Origin of the sequence: Mesorhizobium sp. B3-1-6 (genome assembly GCF_006439555.1) — a bacterium.
Lineage (GTDB): Bacteria > Pseudomonadota > Alphaproteobacteria > Rhizobiales > Rhizobiaceae > Mesorhizobium.
The window spans coordinates 31,964-50,639 of sequence record NZ_VFTM01000041.1 but is presented as its reverse complement, the minus strand read 5'-3'; the positions used below and the strand labels follow the sequence as shown (position 1 = coordinate 50,639).

The 18,676-nt window shown below is 63.4% G+C and carries 20 protein-coding genes; 7 read left to right on the top strand and 13 right to left on the bottom strand.

The genetic code is table 11. The features are described from left to right. Positions 1-232 precede the first annotated feature (232 nt). On the bottom strand, positions 233-1,150 hold the full coding sequence (locus tag FJ414_RS27825; RefSeq protein WP_246672515.1) for a hypothetical protein: 918 nt from the start codon (positions 1,148-1,150) through the stop codon (positions 233-235). Positions 1,151-1,263: 113 nt separating this feature from the next. Here FJ414_RS27825 and FJ414_RS27820 point away from each other — a divergent pair, with 113 nt between their 5' ends. Continuing rightward, complete coding sequence (locus tag FJ414_RS27820; protein WP_140647567.1) at positions 1,264-2,643, top strand: glycosyltransferase; 1,380 nt, start codon at positions 1,264-1,266, stop codon at positions 2,641-2,643. A gap of 150 nt (positions 2,644-2,793) precedes the next feature. On the opposite strand, the gene FJ414_RS27815 is transcribed toward FJ414_RS27820, so the two are convergent. After that, entirely contained in the window at positions 2,794-4,023 is a 1,230-nt protein-coding gene (locus FJ414_RS27815; protein WP_181181734.1) for an MFS transporter, read from the bottom strand. Between the two features lie 111 nt (positions 4,024-4,134). Between FJ414_RS27815 and FJ414_RS27810 the strand changes: the two genes are divergently transcribed. Both FJ414_RS27810 and FJ414_RS27805 read left to right on the top strand, forming a co-directional pair. Then, positions 4,135-5,004: a helix-turn-helix transcriptional regulator gene (locus FJ414_RS27810; protein ID WP_140647565.1), complete on the top strand. Its 870-nt coding sequence runs from the start codon at positions 4,135-4,137 to the stop codon at positions 5,002-5,004. A gap of 123 nt (positions 5,005-5,127) precedes the next feature. Then, entirely contained in the window at positions 5,128-5,697 is a 570-nt protein-coding gene (locus FJ414_RS27805) for a dihydrofolate reductase family protein (protein ID WP_140647564.1), read from the top strand. Here the strand turns inward: FJ414_RS27805 and FJ414_RS27800 are convergent. The 7 genes from FJ414_RS27800 to FJ414_RS27770 all read right to left on the bottom strand — a co-directional run bounded on the left by FJ414_RS27800 (position 5,694) and on the right by FJ414_RS27770 (position 11,760). Continuing rightward, positions 5,694-6,629 (bottom strand): ribose-phosphate pyrophosphokinase, encoded by a 936-nt coding sequence (locus FJ414_RS27800; protein WP_126059768.1) that lies wholly within the window; start codon positions 6,627-6,629, stop codon positions 5,694-5,696. The two genes, FJ414_RS27805 and FJ414_RS27800, sit on opposite strands and share 4 nt — an antisense overlap. Positions 6,630-6,788: 159 nt before the next feature. Continuing rightward, entirely contained in the window at positions 6,789-7,412 is a 624-nt protein-coding gene (locus FJ414_RS27795) for a hypothetical protein (RefSeq protein ID WP_140647563.1), read from the bottom strand. A 55-nt stretch (positions 7,413-7,467) separates the two neighbouring features. After that, positions 7,468-8,619 carry a Xaa-Pro peptidase family protein gene (locus FJ414_RS27790; protein WP_140647562.1) on the bottom strand — a complete coding sequence of 384 codons (1,152 nt, stop codon included), beginning with the start codon at positions 8,617-8,619 and terminating at the stop codon, positions 7,468-7,470. Further along, complete coding sequence (gene pgeF, locus FJ414_RS27785) at positions 8,619-9,407, bottom strand: peptidoglycan editing factor PgeF (protein ID WP_140647561.1); 789 nt, start codon at positions 9,405-9,407, stop codon at positions 8,619-8,621. Before pgeF ends, FJ414_RS27790 begins: the two co-directional genes overlap by 1 nt. Before the next feature lie 88 nt (positions 9,408-9,495). Then, positions 9,496-10,563 carry a class I SAM-dependent methyltransferase gene (locus tag FJ414_RS27780; protein ID WP_140647560.1) on the bottom strand — a complete coding sequence of 356 codons (1,068 nt, stop codon included), beginning with the start codon at positions 10,561-10,563 and terminating at the stop codon, positions 9,496-9,498. Next, on the bottom strand, positions 10,560-11,414 hold the full coding sequence (gene lgt / locus FJ414_RS27775) for a prolipoprotein diacylglyceryl transferase (protein WP_140647559.1): 855 nt from the start codon (positions 11,412-11,414) through the stop codon (positions 10,560-10,562). The genes FJ414_RS27780 and lgt overlap by 4 nt, the downstream gene beginning before the upstream one ends. A gap of 106 nt (positions 11,415-11,520) precedes the next feature. Beyond that, positions 11,521-11,760, bottom strand: a complete 240-nt coding sequence (locus FJ414_RS27770; protein WP_140647558.1) for a BrnA antitoxin family protein — start codon at positions 11,758-11,760, stop codon at positions 11,521-11,523. 227 nt (positions 11,761-11,987) lie between these two features. Between FJ414_RS27770 and FJ414_RS27765 the strand changes: the two genes are divergently transcribed. The 3 genes from FJ414_RS27765 to FJ414_RS27755 all read left to right on the top strand — a co-directional run bounded on the left by FJ414_RS27765 (position 11,988) and on the right by FJ414_RS27755 (position 13,482). Further along, a complete protein-coding gene (locus FJ414_RS27765) occupies positions 11,988-12,290 on the top strand; it encodes an accessory factor UbiK family protein (RefSeq protein ID WP_140647557.1) in 303 nt (100 codons plus the stop codon). A gap of 313 nt (positions 12,291-12,603) precedes the next feature. Next, positions 12,604-13,104, top strand: a complete 501-nt coding sequence (locus tag FJ414_RS27760; RefSeq protein WP_040989643.1) for a YbjN domain-containing protein — start codon at positions 12,604-12,606, stop codon at positions 13,102-13,104. An 18-nt stretch (positions 13,105-13,122) separates the two neighbouring features. Then, positions 13,123-13,482, top strand: coding sequence for a tRNA-binding protein (locus tag FJ414_RS27755; protein WP_140647556.1), 360 nt, complete (start codon positions 13,123-13,125; stop codon positions 13,480-13,482). Here FJ414_RS27755 and FJ414_RS27750 read toward each other — a convergent pair. The 4 genes from FJ414_RS27750 to FJ414_RS27735 all read right to left on the bottom strand — a co-directional run bounded on the left by FJ414_RS27750 (position 13,474) and on the right by FJ414_RS27735 (position 17,513). Next, entirely contained in the window at positions 13,474-14,538 is a 1,065-nt protein-coding gene (locus FJ414_RS27750; protein ID WP_140647569.1) for a glycosyltransferase family 1 protein, read from the bottom strand. The two genes, FJ414_RS27755 and FJ414_RS27750, sit on opposite strands and share 9 nt — an antisense overlap. A gap of 275 nt (positions 14,539-14,813) precedes the next feature. Next, positions 14,814-16,229: an ATP-binding protein gene (locus tag FJ414_RS27745; RefSeq protein ID WP_140647555.1), complete on the bottom strand. Its 1,416-nt coding sequence runs from the start codon at positions 16,227-16,229 to the stop codon at positions 14,814-14,816. A gap of 50 nt (positions 16,230-16,279) precedes the next feature. Further along, on the bottom strand, positions 16,280-16,999 hold the full coding sequence (locus FJ414_RS27740) for a response regulator transcription factor (protein ID WP_095766537.1): 720 nt from the start codon (positions 16,997-16,999) through the stop codon (positions 16,280-16,282). Further along, positions 16,986-17,513, bottom strand: a complete 528-nt coding sequence (locus FJ414_RS27735) for a MarR family transcriptional regulator (RefSeq protein WP_140647554.1) — start codon at positions 17,511-17,513, stop codon at positions 16,986-16,988. The genes FJ414_RS27740 and FJ414_RS27735 overlap by 14 nt, the downstream gene beginning before the upstream one ends. Before the next feature lie 262 nt (positions 17,514-17,775). Here FJ414_RS27735 and FJ414_RS27730 point away from each other — a divergent pair, with 262 nt between their 5' ends. Continuing rightward, complete coding sequence (locus FJ414_RS27730; RefSeq protein ID WP_140647553.1) at positions 17,776-18,669, top strand: branched-chain amino acid aminotransferase; 894 nt, start codon at positions 17,776-17,778, stop codon at positions 18,667-18,669. Positions 18,670-18,676 lie beyond the last annotated feature (7 nt).

The following is an 18,676-nucleotide window of genomic DNA, read 5'->3' as shown; positions in this document are numbered from 1 at the left end:
TCCAGGCGCGAATTGCGCAGTGCAAAATGACGGCTTAGGGTCTCGATGAGGGCGGTGTGAATCGTGATCGGCATCGGCAGATCCTTTTGGCGAAGAATCCTCCAATCAAATCACTTCAAGCCGTCCTCACCCTTGCGTCGTGTACTGTGGCGTTGAATCGCCGTCTCGATCTACTCGTTGTTGGAGCATGATCTTTCTCCGAAAACCGGTTCCCACTTTTCGGGATCATGCTCTAGGGCTGTCGTCCCCGACCGGGTTTACCGAGGAGGCGCGCGAATTTGCGCCCCACTCTCGGCCGCAGTTGCGCTCGCCAATCGGGGATGTCGCCCAAGGATATGCTGTCTGCAGCCTTGGCCTTTCGCGCGAGCCAGGTGACATCGACGATTGCGCTGCCGATTGCGAGCAATCGGTTCGTCAGCATCTGCTCGTTGAGGATCGCCCTTGCCTTGCCCTCGAAAAGAGGCAGCGTTTCGTCCGTGAGATCGAACCGGGAATGCCATCCAGGGCCTTGCCCGGTCCCGGCTCCGGTAAGCCATCCAATCAACAGCTGTCTATAGGGGCGCGAGACCGGTGCGTCTTCCCGGAAGGGCGAAAGCGGATTCCCGCTGAAAATCGGCGCGCCATCGGTCACGCCGACCATCGATCCAAGCGCCTGCAAATGCCTGGGCCGCATCAGGATGAACGAGCTACGGAGCCAAGCCTGCGAGGGAATTCCAAACATCGACACCGGCTCATTGAAGAAATCGATATGGCCGAGCACCGCATTCAAGCCCGACAGATGCCGCACGACGTCCTGGTCGATCAGCTTGAGATGGTCCGGCGTGTATTCGGCGAATGCAGACGTAGCGAGATGGACCAGGTCATAGTCATTCACCCGTTTGCCGATGTGGGCAATGCCGCTGTCCCAGGCGGAGAATTCCCAGCTGGAATTGGAGCCCCCGATCAATTCGACTTCGCGATCAAGCTGGACGCTCCGACCTTCCGGCAGGCAATTGTCGATCACAAGCGTGTGGTGCGCCACGTCTGGCATTTGCGCGGCAAACATCGCCTTCAAATCCTGCAGCGCGGTGGGATATCTGGCGGTGCCATGGCGCGCCAGAAGCGTCAGGATTCGCAACTTGGAAGGATCTCGTCCGTTGCCCGACGTCAAATGCTTCCTTCCCCTTCAGACCGAGCTGATGCTCTCACCTTTGCAATCGCCAAGGCCTATCTTGGGCGCACCTGGCACCCATCCACCAACATAATGTCCAGACTGGGCGTCCAATGGTAGTGTCCCGCTTAAATTGGGGGCCAGAGAATGATTGCGACGTTGAGACGGCCACTTCATGCCGGCGGCTTGGCCATCACGTCGATCCGATGAGGTATGTTTCGCTTGGAACGTTTCCGATCCGGCGGCCGGTCCATGGCGGTCAGTTGAGGGCGAATGCCATCCACAGGGTCTTGCGGGATTGCGGATGGGAAACACGCCATGTCGTGGTCACTCCCAACCGCGGCGCCAGGCGGGAAATGGAGGCCGGCGATCTTTTCATCGAGATGCCGCGCAGCTTTCGCAAGAAGATGGCCCGGCGCAAATGGCGTTCCGATGTCGCCGCCGCTGAATTCATCGCAGGCAGCAAGTCCCATCGCCGCGAAATCGCAAGATTTCTCGACGGCTTCAGGCCGGATGTCATCGCCCTGGAGCAGTGCTGGCTTTGGCCGGCCTTGCGCGAGTATGTTGAAACGTGCTCGCCCGAGGCACGCTTTTCAATCGTGTACAGTTCGCACAACGTCGAACAGGAAATGCTGGCGCAGGAGGCCATGATCGCCGGCGCGGAAATGGACCGCTGGAGTGCTCAACGCGCGGCGGACATCGAGCCCGATCTTGCCGCAAAGGCAGACCTGATCGTCGCCGTCAGCGAGCAGGATGCAACCTATTTCCGCAAGCTGAATCCAAGCGTGGTGGTCGCCGCCAACGGCATTTGGCCGCGGGAAATGCCTATCGGCCTCGATCGTTGGGCGTCGCGGTTCGCCGGCCTGCGCACGGCGCTGTTCGTCGGCTCGGGCCATCCGCCCAACGCCCGCGGTTTTCTCCAGATGACGGGTCCGAACCTCGGTTTCCTCTCAGCCTCGGAGCGGATCGTGGTGGTCGGCGGCGTTGCCGATCAGATACGCAACGATCCCGGATTCCTGCTGCACCGTGGCACCGACAATGCACGGATCGAGCTGCTCGGCGTGCAGCACGGCGCGACCCTCAGCGCGCTGATCGAACTTGCCGATGTCGTGATGCTTCCGATCCTTGAGGGCGGCGGCACGAACATCAAGACCGCGGAAGCGCTGTACAATCGCAAGCCCGTCGTGGCGACGACTTTCGCGTTGCGCGGCTACGAGCAATTCAAGCATTGGCGGAATGTCCGGCTGGCCGACAGGCCGGATGACTTCCGGGATCTGCTGGCGCAGGCGCTCAGAAGTGAACCGGAAGAGTTGAACTCCGCGGATATCGCGCAGCTCGATACGCTGCTTTGGACTTCGACGCTTCGGAGGCTTCCCGAGCAGTTCGCAGCGCTGCCGAGGCGGCAACGCCAGGCGACGGCGAACCCGACCAATGGCCGAGGCCGCTTTCTTCGCGGCCTTCTGCAACGCCTGGGTTTGATCGGAAAGAGCTAATCTCGTGCGCATGGGCGCCGAGAAAAGAACCTGCGTTTTGGGCAATGCAAGCGCTGCGCCATGAGATGCCACCGGATCCGGGACCTTCAAGGTCTCAAACCCGGCGGCGATTATTGGCTGAACGGCGGCTTGGCCGCCGATCTCGCCGGCTCAGGCCTTCCGCGCTTCCTTCATGTCGGGCAGAAACACGGTCAGCAGGCCGAGGAAGGGCAGGTACGAGCAGATCTGGTAGACGAAGTCGATGCCCTTCATGTCGGCGACGACGCCGAGCACCGCGGCGGCGATGCCGCCCATGCCAAAGGCGAAGCCGAAGAAGATGCCGGCGATCATGCCGACGCGCCCCGGGACCAGTTCCTGCGCGAAAACGACGATGTTGGAGAAGGCCGACGACAGGATCAGGCCGATCAGCACGGTAAGCACCATCGTCCATTCCAGATTGGCGTAGGGCAGCGCCAGCGTGAAGGGCAGCACGCCGACGATGGAGAACCAGATCATCGCCTTCTGTCCATAGCGGTCGCCGAACGGACCGCCGAGCAGGATGCCCAGCGCCGAGGCGCCGAGGAACAGGAACAGCATCACTTGGCTCATCTGCACCGAAACGCCGAACTTATGCATGGCGTAGAAGGTGTAGTAGCTGGAGAGCGAGGCGATATAGGCGTTCTTGGTCAGCACCAGCAGCGTCAGCACGGCCAGCGCCCACATCACCTTCTTGCGCGCGAAGGGCGAGACATGAGCGGCCTGCTTGCGGGTGGCCAGCGAGGCGCGCAGACGGTTGTACCAGCCGCCGACCTGCCACAAGACGACGATGCCGATCAGCGAGCCGACGACGAACCAGGAGATGCTGGTCTGCCCGAACGGCACGACGATGAAGGCGGCGAGCAGCGGGCCCATGGCCTGGCCGAAATTGCCGCCCACCTGGAACAGCGATTGCGCAAGGCCGAAGCGGCCGCCAGATGCAAAGCGGGCGATGCGCGAGGATTCCGGATGGAAGATCGCCGAGCCGATGCCGATCAGCGAGGCGCCGATCAGGAGCAGCCAGTAATGGCCGGCATGGGCGAGCACCACCAGGCCGACCAGCGACGAGGCCATGCCCCAGGGCAAGGAGTAGGGCATCGGCTTCTTGTCGGTGATCATGCCGATCACCGGCTGCAGCAGCGAGGCCGTCACCTGGAAGGTGAAGGTCAGAAGGCCAATCTGCCAGAAATCGAGACCGTAATTGTCCTTGAGCAGCGGATAGATCGCCGAAAGCAGCGACTGCATGATGTCGTTGACGCAGTGGCAGAAGCTCACCGCAAGAATGACGGTGAAGGCCGTCGCCTGCGCCGAGATGTTGCTTGCCGGCGCCGGTGCGGCGACGGAGGTGGCGGTCGTATCAGTCAAGGCAATGCTCCGTAGTCTTTTGGCGGCGTACCGCAGGCGGCCTTATAGGCCTGTTGCCAAGCGACTTCTTTCGTGGTTTGGTCCAATAATTTCGCAAGTGGGCCACATCCGATGCCGAATAGCCGGGAGATATTCAGAGGCGACGCCGCCGAGCTCGGCCGGCTGCATGAAAGCCGCTGGCAATGGCTGGAACAGGCCGTCGGGCCGGCGGTCGCGCTGCCGACGGAATATCCGGACGGCTATCGCGTGCCGCAGCACCGCCACAGCCGCAGCCAGCTGCTGCACGCGCTGGTTGGCGTGGTCCTGGTGACGACCAGGCACGGACGCTGGATGGTGCCGCCCGACCATGCGATGTGGATACCGGCCGGCACCGAGCACGCCGTCGAGATGCTCGGCGACGTCTCGATGCGCTCGGTCTATGTGATGCCGGACGCCATTGCCGGCCTGCCGGAAGGCTTGCGCGTCGTCGGCATCACCGAGCTGATGCACAGCCTGATCGTCGAATCGGAGAAGCTGCCCCAGGGCGGCGAGCTCGAAGGGCGTGCCGCGCTCGTCATGGGACTTTTGCTGCACGAGATCCCGAGCCTGCCGGAACGGCCGCTCGGCCTGCCTTTCCCGTCCGATCCGAAGCTCGCGGCGCTTTGCCGGCGCTTCGTGGCAGCCCCTTCGCCGCATGCGACTATCGACGAATGGGCGGATGCCGCGGGCATGAGCCGCCGGTCGTTCACCCGCGCCTTCCACCGCCAGACCGGGCTGTCGCTGTCGACCTGGCGCCAGCAGGCCTGCCTGTTCGCGGCGCTGCCGAGGCTTGCCGACGGCGAGCCGATCACCAGGGTGGCGCTCGATCTCGGCTATGACAGCGTGCCGGCCTTCATCACCATGTTCAAGCGCATGCTCGGCGCGTCGCCGCGCGGCTATATGCGTGGCGCGCGCGATGCCGGTGAAAACCCGCGCCGAACAGGCGGCCCGATCGCCGCGTGAAGCAGCGCCCGCGGTATTGAGCCGGTTCGCCCGTTCTCGGCACAGGTTCTATTTTCCAAATACTGATTGCGAATTGCAATCAGTTGTGCTCTTTTTGCTGGAGGCAAAATCGGAGGAAGCCTAGTGGCGACGATCGTCTATGCCATGCTGACATCGCTGGATGGCTATATCGCCGGGCCGAGCGGAGACATCGACCTGCCGGTTCCCGATGAAGAATTGCATCGGCATTTCAACGACGAGATGCGACGGACATCCATCGCGCTTTGCGGGCGCAGGATGTATGAAACCATGCGCTTCTGGGACAGCCCGGAGCGCGGGATCGCCGCTGAAGAGGTCGAGCGGGATTTTGCCCGCGCCTGGCGGGAGACGCCGAAGGTCGTGTTTTCGACCACGCTTCAGGAGGTTGGGCCGAATGCCCGTCTGGCGAAAGGTGACGCGGAGGTCGTGGCAAGGGCGCTCAAGGCGGACACGGATGGCGAGATTTCCGTCTCCGGCGCCGAGCTTGCCGGGCACCTTGCGCGTGCCGGCCTGATCGACGAGTACCGGCTTTACGTGCATCCGGTCGTGCTGGGCGGCGGCAAGCCATATTTCCGGTCCGGCCTGTCGCTGGCGTTGAAGCCGCTCGGCACGGAGCGCCTTGCGCAAGGGGTGACGCTGCTGCGCTATGCGCCCGCGGCGACCAGTTCTGATTAATCGAACAGGCTCGACACCGATTCTTCCGTGGCCGTGCGCGAGATCGCTTCGCCCATCAGGTCGGCGATCGAAATGACACGGATATTCGGCGCGTCGAGCACGCCCTGCGTCGGCTGGATGGAATCGGTGATCACCAGTTCCTGCAGCTTCGATCCGGCGATGCGGGCAACGGCGCCGCCGGAGAGCACGCCGTGGGTGATGTAGGCGGTGACGGAGGTCGCGCCATTGGCGAGCAGCGCGTCGGCCGCGTTGCAAAGCGTGCCGCCGGAATCGACGATGTCGTCGATCAGCAGGCAGTCCTTGCCGGCGACGGCGCCGATGATGTTCATGACTTCCGATTCGCCAGGGCGCTCGCGGCGTTTGTCGACGATGGCGAGTTGCGCGTCGAAACGCTTGGCCAGCGCGCGCGCCCGCACCACGCCGCCGATGTCGGGCGACACGACGACGACGTTGCCGAGCTGCTTGTACTTGGCTTTCACGTCGCGGGCCATCACCGGCACCGAGAACAGATTGTCGGTCGGGATATCGAAGAAACCCTGGATCTGGCCGGCATGCAAATCGAGCGTCAGCACGCGGTCGGCGCCGGCGCGGGTGATCATGTTGGCGACCAGTTTGGCCGAGATCGGCGTGCGGCCGGAGGCGCGGCGGTCCTGCCGCGCATAGCCGAAATAGGGGATGACCGCCGTGATGCGTCGTGCCGAGGAGCGCATGAAGGCGTCCATCATGATGAGCAGTTCCATCAGATGGTCATTGGTCGGATAAGAGGTCGACTGCAGGATGAAGACATCCTCGCCGCGCACGTTTTCCTGGATCTCGACGAAGATTTCCTGGTCGGCGAAGCGCCTGACGCTGGCCTTCCCCAGCGGGATGTTGAGATAGCGAGCGACCGCTTCGGCCAGCACCCGGTTGGAATTGCCCGCGAAAAGCTTCATGCACCGTTCCTGGTGAAGGATGGAGAGGCCGGAGAGACTCTCATAAGCCTTTTATGCGGGCTTTTAGCGGGCCGGGCCGGTATTGCAAGCCTCGTTGTGGGGAATCCTTCCGGCGACCGCAACAAACACGGAAAACATCGCAAGCCGGCAACAGTTCGGTCAACCGGCGCCGCCGCCGAGCCAGGCGGCGAACTGGTCGATCGTCTGGTCGGCGATGGCCTGCATGGTCGCGGGCGCCACCGTGGGCCAGCCCTCGCCGCTGCCGGCCGCAGGCGCCTTCTGCTGGCCATTGATGCGGTGCAGGCGATTGCCGGAGGGGTCGTAGATGTCCCAGACATAGATCACGGTCGTGTCCTTGCCCTCGGACATCGTCGAAAAATAGCCTTTCAGCACATGCGTAGCCGTCTGGTCCGTGCTGCCGACAAGCGTCAGGCCGCGCTGCCGGGCTCGGGTCTGCAGTTCCGCCGTCAGGGGCGCCGCGGCCTCCACCGTGGCGCCGACGATCGGCGCCACCTGCAGCCGCGTCCTGGCGAGGGCGGCGGTCTGTGCCGGCGTTGCGCGTGTCGCGGGCGACGCTGCGATGGAAGGCGCGGGCGAGGGGGCGGGCGCGGTCGTGGTCGGAGACGTGGCCGTTGTCGATGAACCCTGCGGGGCAGGCAAAGACAGGGCCGAACTCGCCGGCGGGGTGATGGCCGAAGGTTCCAGTACGTCCTTGGCGTTGGTGCAGGCGCCAAGCGCCAGCGCCGCAAGCAATGACACGGTCGTCACCCGCGATCGTCTCATTTGCCTGAAAACTCCCTACTGGCGAACGCCCCCGCGTGAACCAACCATTATGGATTCACTGCACGATCAAGTCGAGATCATGGCGCGACAGCGGCTTCGGCGCCGATTCCGTGGTGAGGTAGGTGCGGCCGAGCGTCATTGCGCTCTCGGTCTCGGAGTCCATGATGATCATATGCGCGAACAGCGTCATATTGGGTGCGATCGGTTCCGTGTTGCCCTGGTAGAACATCGGCATGTCCATCCAAGACGGCGTGAAGCGGGCGCCGACCGAATAGCCGCAGGCATTCAGCCGATGCTTGGTCAGATTGTGCGCTTCGAGCGTGCGGGCATGCGCGTCGAAGACGTCGCCGAACGTGTTGCCCGGCGTCATCGCCTTTTCGACCGCGAGCAGGGCGGCACGGGAAGCGTCGAACAATTCCTGGTGACGTTTCGACACCTTGCCGGTCAAAACGGTGCGCATCATGGGAGCATGATAGTGGTGGAAGACGCCGGCCCATTCGAGCGTCAGCTGGTCGTTCTTGGTGAGCTTGCGGCGGCCGGCCTTGTAGCGGCAGAGCAAGGCATCGGCGCCGGAGCCGATGATATACTCGTTGGCGGGATAGTCGCCGCCGCCGGCAAAGACCGCGCCCTGCATGGCGGCAAGGATGAGCCCTTCGTCGCCGCCCTGCTTGATCAGGGGCAGGGCGGCGTCCAGCGCGTCGTCGGAAAGATTGGCGGCCTTTTCCGCCTTGGCGATTTCGGCCGGACTCTTGAACAGGCGCAGGCGGCCGACGATGCCGGAAGCATCGGCGATCTGGCCGAAGGTCTGCAATTGCTCGTCGAGGCGGCGGCCGTTGTAGGCGGTCAGGCCATGGGTGTCGTATTCGACGCCGATGCGGGCGCCGAGCAGATCGAGGTCGTTGAGCAGGTTGCGCAGGTCGATCGCCGGGTTGGCGCCCTGACGATCGGTCCACAGCACGATGTTTTCGATGGTCGAGGTCTGGCGCGCCTGCCTGAGATCGGCCGAACGGGTGAGCAGCACCATCGAACCGTCGGCCTTCACCACCAGGCACTGGAAGAAGCAGAAGCCGAACGTGTCGTAGCCGGTCAGCCAGTACATGCTCTCCTGCGCGAACAACAGCACGGCGTCGAGCTTCTTCTCGGCCATCTCGATCAGCAGCCGGTCGCGCCGCGCGTCGAATTCCGATCGTTCGAAATGCAGCGCCATTACTCTTTCTCCAGGACGATTGCCGAAACCTGGCGCCCGTAATCCGCTTCCTTGCGGTGTGTGGTGCGCCGGTAGGAATAGAAAAGGTCTTCTTCCGCGTAAGTGCAGCGGCCAAGGCCCTCGGCGGTCACGCCGGCCTTGCGCAGCCGGTCGACCGTATATTGGTTGAGGTCGAACATCGAGCGGCCGGCGGTCTTCGATGGCCTGAAATAGCGGGGGTTGTCGGCATCGGCCTCGACGAAGCGGGCGACGAATTCCGGCCCGACCTCGTAATTGTCGGGGCCGATGGAAGGACCGAGCACGGCGACGATGCGCTCGCGGCGGGCGCCGAGGCCTTCCATGGCAAGGATGGTGTTCTCGAGCACGCCGGTGAAGGCGCCTTTCCAGCCCGCATGGGCGGCACCGATGATGCGCGCCTCGGCATCGGCAAACAACACCGGCCCGCAATCGGCGGTCGAGGCACCGATGGCGATGCCCGGATGGTCGGTGACGATGGCATCGGCCTTCGGGCGAGGGCCCGCGAAGGGTTCCCTGGCCACAATGACATCCGGCGAGTGGACCTGGTGCGCTGTCAACAGGTGATCGGCCGGCACCCCCATCCAGTCGGCAACGCGCCGCCGGTTCTCGGCGACCAGTGTCTGATCGTCGCTGGAGCCCGTGCCGATGTTGAGCCCCCGATAGATGCCGTCGGAGACGCCGCCGATGCGGGTGAAATAGCCGTGGCGCATGCCTTGCGCCTTTTCAAGCAGCGGCGAGCGTACTGGATCTGGTCTGGTCTGATTCAGCATGGTTGGGTTTGTCGTCCGTGCAAGGCGGTTTCGTCAAGGCGAAGTTCGGACGACAAAGAGGGCCAGGCGGCAGGACGCGCCCGCCGGCTCAAGCAGCTCTCGTCGCCGGCAGGATCTTCATAACCTTGAAAAGCTCGCCCATCGCGTCGGGGCCGGCCAAGCGTTCGACCGCGTCGGAGATGGCTTGACGGGCTTGCTCATCAGCGTTCGCACCGAGCGCGCCGGCGCGCTCGATCAAGCCCATGCCAAGCAGGAATTCTCCCTGTGTCGTCATCTCGACACGAAGCCCATGAGGATGGACCGCTGTCGCAAGGGCGGCGAAATCGACATGAGATGTGAGATCGGCCTCGCCGGGGCCGGCCAGCACGTCTTCACGCCGATGCCGGCGCAAGGCCTGCAAGGTGTCGCCGATGCCAGGCTGCAAATAGCCGTAGTCGATAAAGAGGCCCGCGCCGCCCTGGGCAGCGATGCGCGCCGCGATCGCCGACATCAGTGCTACACGGGCCGGCGCCACTTCGGCGATCGCGCCTTCGGGCGCGTTGGAGGCATCTTCGGGCAACAGCGTGGGGTCGAGCGAGCCCGCGCCGGCAAAGAAGCGCAGCTCGTCATTGTCGTCGAGGCCGACCATGCGCTCGCGCCAGCTTTCGCCGACATGCACGAACTGCCGGATCGGCACTGCGTCGAAGAGTTCGTTGCCGACGATGAAAAGCGGCTGCCGCGGCAGCGTGTCGACGGTCTGATACCAGTCCAGCTTTGCGTCTTGGCCGGCAAGCGTCTCTCTTTGGATTTCGACAAGGCGCGGGCTGGTCTCGATGAGGGCAAACGAGGCCTTGCCGGTAAGTGCCGGGTCGAGCCGCGACCAGGTGCGCAGCATGTCCTTCATCAAGGTGCCGCGGCCGGGACCGATCTCGGCGAAGGTCGCGGGCAATGGCCGGCCGGCACCTTGCCAGGCCCGGTAGAGCCAGACCGCGACGAGCTCGCCGAACATCTGGCTGATCTCGGGCGCGGTGATGAAGTCGCCGGCGGCGCCGAAGGGCTCGCGCGTGGTGTAGTAACCGGCGTCGGGATCGAACAGGCAGAGCGCCATATATTCGCTGACCGGGATCGGCCCCGTCGCGCCGATCAGGCCTTTGATGCGCTCCTTCAGCCGGGTCATGCCGTCCGCGGTTGCGCCATCGGCTTTGCGGTGACCATGGCCCAGATGCCGGCGAGCACCATCGGCGTGGACAGGATCATGCCCATGGTCAGCCAGTTGGTGCCGAGCAGGTAGCCGAGCTGCTGGTCGGGCTCGCGGAAGAATTCGACGAAGATGCGCGACAGGCCGTAGCCGCAGATGAAGGCGCCGCCAACGAAGCGCGGCGTTTTCAGCTTGAGGCGCGAATGGGTGAGGAAGCGCAGCACCAGAAACAGCACCAGGCCTTCGAGCAAGGCCTCGTAGAGCTGGCTAGGGTGGCGAGTGAAGGGTCCGCCATTGGGGAATTCGATCGCCCATGGCACGTCCGAAGGCCGGCCCCAGAGCTCCGAATTGATGAAGTTCGCGACACGGACCAGGCCCAGCCCAACCGGCACGCCGGCCGACACCACATCGAACAATGTCCAGGTGTGGATGCGGCGCTTGAGCGAAAACAGCGTCATGGCGAGAATGACGCCGAGAAGGCCGCCATGGAACGACATGCCGCCCTGCCAGACGGCGAAGATGTCGAGCGGATGCGCGATGTAGCGCGGCAGGTCGTAGAAGAGCACGTAGCCGGTACGTCCGCCGAGCACGACGCCGATCGCCGCCCAGACGATGAAGTCGTCGAGGTCCTCGGGCTTCATCGGCAGGCGGCCGTCCGGCCAGAGGCGAGAATTGGTGACGAGGCGCTTGGCGTACCACCAGGCGAACAGGATGCCGACGATATAGCCGACGCCGTACCAGTGCACCGCGAGCGGCCCGATGTTGACGATGACCGGATCGATGTTGGGGAAGGGCAGGGAGGCCAGCGGCAGCAGGAAATATTCGCTCAAACTGGGGTCTCCCGGTTGCGGTCGTCTGTCGGGCGCGGACCATGCGGCAGGGTTTTGGCAGGGTCAAGGCAAGGTGGTGATTGCCTTGATTGTCACAGAGGTGGTCTTAAACCGGTGGCTTGCCGACGACAATTTGCCTTAGAGCGTCGTTGATCCTGTCCTGCCAGCCGGGACCATCTTCCTGGAAGTGGTCCAGCACAGCTCGATCGATCCTGATCGAAACAAGCTCTCTGACGTTTGGCGCGGTGGCGGGCTCGCGAATCGGGGGCGCCGGTTTTTTGACTGGCTTGAAGGCGGCTTCCGCGGCGGCCATCGGATTTGTCGGTCGGCGTGGGGGCGTTGCCATTGGTTGACCCTGGACTGAAGAGCGCTGAAGCAATACGCAACACACTAGGCGATTGGCACACTAGGCGATTGGGTGCCCTCAAGTACAGTCGGGGGCGCTTGCGGAGCTTTGCATAAGGCAATTCACCGCCATGCGCCATAGCAACGCACAGGACGCATCAACCCTTAACGTTCTTGCATTCCGCGGCGCTCGCCACTACGTCAAAGCGACAAAAGCGAGGATCTGCCATGTCGACCGGACCGAACCGCATTCTCGATGAATTCGCAAAGATCATGACCGACGCCGCGGGTGCCGCGCAGGGCGTGCGGCGCGAAGTGGAGACGGCGTTCCGGGCTCAGGCCGAGCGCATGCTGAACTCCATGGATATCGTGCAGCGCGAAGAGTTCGAGGCCGTTCGCGAGATGGCGGTCAAGGCGAGGGAAGACAACATCCAGTTGGCGACGCGCGTCGAGGCGCTCGAGGCCAAGCTTGCCGAACTGACCGGACAAGCCGCACCTACGGGTGCTGCAAAGCCCCGCGCAAAAAAATAATCGTTAAACTTTTCCACATAGCGCGATCCGAAAAATCGCTTTGCCGTGAATCGCTTACCGGCATTGCATGAATCTCTGTGACAGCCACCTTTCCACATGCGGATGACGCAGTGCGAAAAATTGGGCTGTTCACGCGACTCCCGATCAATAGACTGAATTTGTTGCATGATTCGAAGCAGGGTCATGCGCCGGGCGGTGGGGTCCGGTTGGGTCTTTGCGTTGGGAAGTCCTGACCGTCCGAGTTCTAGACAAGATTGTTCGTCGTGTGTGCCCCGCGGAGCGTGTGGCGCTCCCCTGAACACAGGAAGCATTCATGGAACTCCTCGAACTCGAATTCTCCCGCGAAATCCACCCGGTGGATGTCATCGAGCAGGTGGCCCACAACAACGACTGGTCCTTCGAGCGCGCCGGCGACGACGAGATTTCGATTTCGGTGGCCGGCAGCTGGACCGATTACCATGTCTCCTTCTCCTGGATGGAGGATTTCGAGGCGCTGCATCTGGCCTGCGCCTTCGACATCAAGGTGCCGGAAACGCGCGCGCTGGAAGTGATGCGGCTGTTGTCGCTGATCAACGAACAGATGCTGTTCGGCCACTTCGATCTGTGGGAACAGGAAGGCGCGATCATGTTCCGGCAGTCGCTGCTGCTTGCCGGTGGGGTCGAGCCCTCGAGCCAGCAGGTCGAGGTGCTTCTGTCGTCGGCGTTAGAGGCATGCGAATGCTATTTCCAGGCCTTCCAGTTCGTCGTCTGGTCGGGTACATCGGCCAAGGACGCGCTCTCCAGCGTGCTCTTCGAGACCCATGGAAACGCCTGAGCCAGGCCGATATCGCCGATGAGTTCCAGCAGCGGGCGCAAGCCGGAGATCAGCTTTGCCGATTTCGACCGTATCGACATCCGTGCCGGCACGATCGTCGAGGCCGAGCCGTTTCCGGAGGCGCGCAAGCCGGCGATCAAGCTGAAGATCGATTTCGGTCCGGCGATCGGGGTGAAGAAGTCGTCGGCGCAAATCACCAAATACTACGCGCCGGAAACGCTGATCGGCCGCCAGGTCTTCGCGGTGGTCAATTTCCCGCCGCGCCAGATCGGCCCGTTCATGTCGGAGGTGCTGACGCTTGGCTTTCCCGATGAAGAAGGCGCGGTCGTGCTCGGCGCCATCGAACGCAAGGTGCCGGACGGCGGGCGTTTATTCTAGGACGAGCCTGGGGCGACCTGGAGCCAGCTGATCCTGATCGGCGCGTTTGCTTGGCATTCCCAGCGCTTCGTCGACCACGTCGAGGAACATTTCGGCGCAGGCCTGCCAGCTGTAGCGCCTCGCGCGCTGGCGTGCCTCGGCGCGATCGACGTGAAGCGCCTTCATCGCCGCCTCGCCCAGATCGTTCGATACGGCCCCCCCGACGCCATCGCCGACAATGTCGATCGGGCCGGTCACTGGATAGGCGGCGACGGGCGTTCCGCTGGCCAGCGCCTCGATGATGACATTGCCGAAGGTGTCGGTGCGGCTCGGAAAGACGAAGACGTCGGCCGACGCATAGATCTCGGCCAGTTCGTCGTTCGGGCGGTGGCCGAGGAAATTCGCCTTGGGATAGCGCGCCTTGAGCTTTGCCAGCTCCGGTCCTTCGCCGACGATAACCTTGCTGCCGGGCAAATCGAGATCGAGGAAGGCGGTCAGGTTCTTTTCGATCGCGACGCGGCCGACGCACAGGAAAACCGGGCGGGGGAAGCCGGTTTCCTTGCGCTTGTCGGGCCGGAAATGGTCGGTGTCGACGCCGCGTGTCCAGGGCCTCAGCTTGTTGAAGCCACGCGCCGCGAGATCGTCCGCCAGCGATTGCGTCGCGACGAGCGTGCCCTGTCCCGAATTGTGGAAGTCGCGCAGCCAATTGTAGGCCCAGCTCTCCGGCACCGGCAGGCGGGCGCTGAGATATTCGGGAAAGCGTGTGTGGTAGCTGGTGGTGAAGGGGCGGCCGATCCTTCGGCAATGGCGGCGCGCCATGATGCCGAGCGGACCTTCGGTGACGATGTGGATGTGGTCAGCCTTGGCGGCGTCGATCATACGCGCGACATGGCCCGGCGTCGTCAACGCGAGCCGGATGTCGGGATAGGTCGGCATCGGCAAGGTGCGAAAGAGGTTCGGCGTCAGGAAATCGAGCTCGACGTCGAAAGGTTTCAGCGCCTCGGTGAGACGTTCCAGCGTGTGCACCACGCCATTGATCTGGGGCCGCCATGCGTCGGTGACCATCAGGATCCGCATGGCGATCCCGATGCGCATGACGGTCCTTTGCCGCGATAGTTCCTGGTCGCGCCGGCGTGGTGCCGGAACGGCAGCCAGGCAGCAGCTCGCGCCTCGCTCCAGCGCACCCGGGCGGGCACGGGATCGAAGCGGGGCGGCAGGGCCGAATCAACGAAGGTCGCGCGCTTCATGCGCGCTCTTGACCATGATTTCATGACGGGCGGATGAAGCTGCTTTTTTGATCGAGCATGATCTTATCCGAAAACCGGCTTTCACTTTTCGGGATCATGCTCGGGCTAGGCAGGAACCTTGATGACGGCGCGCAGGCCGCCGAGCGGGCTGTCCTCGAGACCGATGTCGCCGCCGTGGCTGCGGGCGATGTCGCGGGCGATCGACAGGCCAAGTCCAGTGCCGCTGGCGTCGAGGTTGCGCGCCTCGTCGAGCCGCAGGAAAGGCTTGAAAACCTCTTCGCGCTTGTCGGGCGCGATGCCGGGGCCGTTGTCGTCGATGATGACGGTGAGCGAGCCGCGGCCGTGATTGGCGTGGACCTCGACGGTCTTGGCATAGCGGAAGGCATTGCCGATGACGTTCGACAGCAAACGGGCAAAGGCGTTCGGCCGCACATGCACCGTCGGATCGCCGGTCAGCGTCGTCGTGAGCTTGCAGCCGCGCAATTGGGCTTCCTCGCCGAGTTTCTGGAAATAGGTTTCGAGATCGAAACGGCCGGTGTCCTCCGCACCCTCGCCGCGGGCAAAGGAAAGATAGCCCTCCAGCATCGACTGCATGTCGTCGATGTCTTGGTTCAGCGCCGCCTTGGTCTCGGATTTGCCGCCGGCCAGCGCCAGTTGCAGCTTGAAGCGGGTGAGGATGGTCCTGAGGTCGTGGCTGACGCCGGTCAGCATCGCGGTGCGCTGCTCGATCTGGCGCTCGATGCGCTCACGCATCTGGATGAAGGCGAAGCCGGCGCGACGGACTTCCTCGGCGCCGCGCGGGCGGAAATCGCGCGGCATCGGCCGACCCTTGCCGAAACTCTCGGCGGCCTCGGCGAGCGTCAGGATCGGCCTGATCTGATTGCGCAGGAAGGGGATGGCGATCATCAACAGCACCAGCGAGGTGCCGACCATCCAGATCAGGAAGATGTGGGTGTTGGAGGCATAAGCCTGGCTGCGCCGCACGAAGACGCGCAGCACCTTGCCTTCAAGCTGGACGCGAACCTCGACGACGTTGGAGTTTCCGACCGTGTCGATCCAGAACGGGCGGTTGATCTGCTTCGTGATCTCCGACGACAAGGCCTCGTCGAGGATCGAGAAGAACGGTTTCGGGCCGGGCGGCGGCAGCGGATCTGGCGGCAGCAGATCCACCTTCAACTGCATGCGGTCCTGGGCGATGCGGATGATGTTGGCGTAATCGGCGTCGTGCGGATAGGTCTCCATCATGTCGATGACGGCCGCTATATCCGAGATAGTCGCCTGCGACAGGCGCTGCGTGACCGTCTGCCAATGGCGCTCCATGAAGACGAAGGCGACCACCGACTGCAGCAGGATCATCGGCGCGATCACGATGATCAGCGAGCGGGCGTAAAGCCGCTTCGGCATATAGAGCGCGACCAGGCGCCAGAACCGGTTCCAGGCGCGCGGCATCGCCCTCAGCGTCCGCAATGCGAGATCGCCGAGACCGCTTCCTTTCGGCTTGTCCAGTTGCGTGGTCGCCATTCGCCTTCCGCTCGTCGATGGCCGTTCAGCAAAGGGCCTTCGACGGTAGCTTATTCGACGCTGAGCCGATACCCAATACCGCGCACCGTCTGCAGCCACACCGGATTGGACGGATCGCGCTCGATCTTGCGGCGCAGCCGGTTGATCTGCACGTCGATGGTGCGCTCGCCGACATCCGATTCATCGCCCACCAGCTCATGGCGCGGTATGGTCTCGCCCGCCCGCGCGGCGAAGATCGCGAGGATCTCCTGCTCGCGGTCGGTCAGCTTAAGCGCCTCGCCGCCGCGCTTCAATTCGCGCTTGGCGATCTGGAACGTGTAGGGCCCGAACACCAGCTGCTCCACCTTCGGCGTCGCCGCCGGGCCGCCACGGCGCAGGATGTTGTTGATGCGCAGGATCAGCTCGCGCGGATCGAACGGTTTCGGCAGGTAGTCATCGGCGCCGGCTTCCAGCCCCGTGATGCGGCTGTCGGTCTCGGACAGCGCCGTCAGCATCAGGATCGGCACGTTCTTCTCCGCCCGCAGCGCCTTGGTGAGGTCGACGCCGGTTTCACCCGGCATCATCACGTCGAGCACCAGAAGGTCGAAGTCGAGGCCGGCGAGCTTGCGCCTGGCCTCGCCGGAATTGCCGGCCACGGTGACGCGAAAACCGTTCTCGGACAGATACTGCTTGAGCAGGTTGCGGATACGCGTGTCGTCGTCGACGACCAGGAGATGCGGCGCGTCATCGTCGGGCGCTGACGGATGATCAACCTTCTCAATGGTCTCCATGGTTCTTCCCCGATGTTTGCGCAGGCACAATGTCGATCTGCGCTCTTAGTTCCGGATTGACCATCGCTTCCAGGAAGCGCTCGATCGTGGCGCGTTCGGTGGTTCCGGAATCCTCCAATGCCGCACGGATGCGGCGTGACTGTGGCCGTGCCAGCGCCAAGGCCAAGGCGCGACCCTTGGCGGTCGGATAGAGCTCGCGCTGCCGGCGGTCGCGCGGACCCTGCACCTGGACGATATGGTCGGTGTCGATCAACTGCTTCAAAACCCGCGCGAGGCTCTGCTTGGTGATCTTCAGCACATCGAGCAGTTCGGCGACGGTGAGGCCCGGCCTGCGGTTGACGAAGTGCAGCACGCGATGATGGGCGCGGCCGAAGCCGTAATCGGCCAGGATCTGGTCCGGATCGGAGGTGAAATCGCGATAGGCGAAGAAAAACAGTTCAATGATGGCGAAGTCGATGCCGTCCTCATCGGCGATCGCCGTCCTGATCGGTTTACCGGCTGCGGGGCTCGTCATCATTTCTCCATGCGAGGCGGGGAATTATGTCAGTACTATTGACGTAATTTCCGAACAATGATAATTTTTGACAAGCTTTTCGGCGGATTGCGAACGAAAAGGCAAGGGGAAGCCGTTTTTCTGGAACTTCCTGAGTTTGCCACGGATTGAATATCCGCCTACGCTTTCAAGCATTGGCTAGTCTTTCGGATCCTGTGGCGGGGCCGGTACGAAAGGCTTTAAAACACAACGATTTGCGGGCACTCGCCCGCGGGAGGTTTCCATGGCATCCGTTCCCTTCGATCAATTGGACGGCTTCATCTGGATGAACGGCGAGTTCGTCAAATGGGCCGACGCCAAGATCCATGTGCTGACCCATGGCCTGCACTATGCCAGCGCCGTCTTCGAGGGCGAGCGCGCCTATGGCGGCCAGATCTTCAAGCTGACCGAACATAATGAGCGCCTGCATGAATCGGCGCGCCTGCTCGGCTTCAAGATTCCCTATCCGGTCGCCGAGATCGACGAGGCCTGCCGCACGCTGTTGAAGAAACAGGGTTTCCAGGACGCCTATGTGCGCCCGATCGCCTGGCGCGGCAGCGAGCAGATGGGCGTTTCGGCGCAGAACAACCGTATCAACTGCGCCATCGCCATCTGGCAGTGGCCGAGCTATTTCGACGCCGCGCAGAAGCTCAAGGGCATTCGCCTCGATGTCGCCGAATGGCGCCGCCCTGATCCGCGCACCGCGCCGTCCAAGTCGAAGGCCGCGGGCCTCTACATGATCTGCACGCTGTCCAAGCACGCCGCCGAGGCCAAGGGCTACGCCGACGCCATGATGCTCGATTGGCGCGGCCAGGTGGCGGAAGCCACCGGCGCCAACATCTTCTTCGTCAAGGACGGCAAGATCCATACGCCCACGCCCGACTGCTTCCTCGACGGCATAACCCGCCGCACGGTGATCGGCCTGGCGAAGGACCGCGGTTTCGAATTGATCGAGCGCGCCATCATGCCGGAGGAACTCGAAGGTTTCGAGCAGTGCTTCCTCACCGGCACCGCCGCCGAGGTCACGCCGGTTTCCGAGATCGGTCCATACCGATTCGAGGTCGGCGAGATCGCCAAGACGTTGATGAATGACTATTCCGCCGCGGTGCAGCCGAAGCACGCAATCGCTGCAGAATAGCGATAGT

Excerpts from the sequence above, each read along its gene's own strand:
- FJ414_RS27810 (WP_140647565.1), top strand. The coding sequence starts at position 4,135 with ATGCCGAATAGCCGGGAGATATTCAGAGGCGACGCCGCCGAGCTCGGC.
- FJ414_RS27755 (WP_140647556.1), top strand. The coding sequence starts at position 13,123 with ATGAGTTCCAGCAGCGGGCGCAAGCCGGAGATCAGCTTTGCCGATTTC.
- FJ414_RS27800 (WP_126059768.1), bottom strand. The coding sequence starts at position 6,629 with ATGAAGCTTTTCGCGGGCAATTCCAACCGGGTGCTGGCCGAAGCGGTC.
- FJ414_RS27770 (WP_140647558.1), bottom strand. The coding sequence starts at position 11,760 with ATGGCAACGCCCCCACGCCGACCGACAAATCCGATGGCCGCCGCGGAA.
- FJ414_RS27750 (WP_140647569.1), bottom strand. The coding sequence starts at position 14,538 with ATGCGGATCCTGATGGTCACCGACGCATGGCGGCCCCAGATCAATGGC.
- FJ414_RS27780 (WP_140647560.1), bottom strand. The coding sequence starts at position 10,563 with ATGACCCGGCTGAAGGAGCGCATCAAAGGCCTGATCGGCGCGACGGGG.
- FJ414_RS27735 (WP_140647554.1), bottom strand. The coding sequence starts at position 17,513 with ATGACGAGCCCCGCAGCCGGTAAACCGATCAGGACGGCGATCGCCGAT.
- FJ414_RS27760 (WP_040989643.1), top strand. The coding sequence starts at position 12,604 with ATGGAACTCCTCGAACTCGAATTCTCCCGCGAAATCCACCCGGTGGAT.
- FJ414_RS27795 (WP_140647563.1), bottom strand. The coding sequence starts at position 7,412 with ATGAGACGATCGCGGGTGACGACCGTGTCATTGCTTGCGGCGCTGGCG.
- FJ414_RS27730 (WP_140647553.1), top strand. The coding sequence starts at position 17,776 with ATGGCATCCGTTCCCTTCGATCAATTGGACGGCTTCATCTGGATGAAC.
- pgeF (WP_140647561.1), bottom strand. The coding sequence starts at position 9,407 with ATGCTGAATCAGACCAGACCAGATCCAGTACGCTCGCCGCTGCTTGAA.
- FJ414_RS27790 (WP_140647562.1), bottom strand. The coding sequence starts at position 8,619 with ATGGCGCTGCATTTCGAACGATCGGAATTCGACGCGCGGCGCGACCGG.
- FJ414_RS27765 (WP_140647557.1), top strand. The coding sequence starts at position 11,988 with ATGTCGACCGGACCGAACCGCATTCTCGATGAATTCGCAAAGATCATG.
- FJ414_RS27820 (WP_140647567.1), top strand. The coding sequence starts at position 1,264 with ATGGTAGTGTCCCGCTTAAATTGGGGGCCAGAGAATGATTGCGACGTT.
- FJ414_RS27740 (WP_095766537.1), bottom strand. The coding sequence starts at position 16,999 with ATGGAGACCATTGAGAAGGTTGATCATCCGTCAGCGCCCGACGATGAC.
- FJ414_RS27745 (WP_140647555.1), bottom strand. The coding sequence starts at position 16,229 with ATGGCGACCACGCAACTGGACAAGCCGAAAGGAAGCGGTCTCGGCGAT.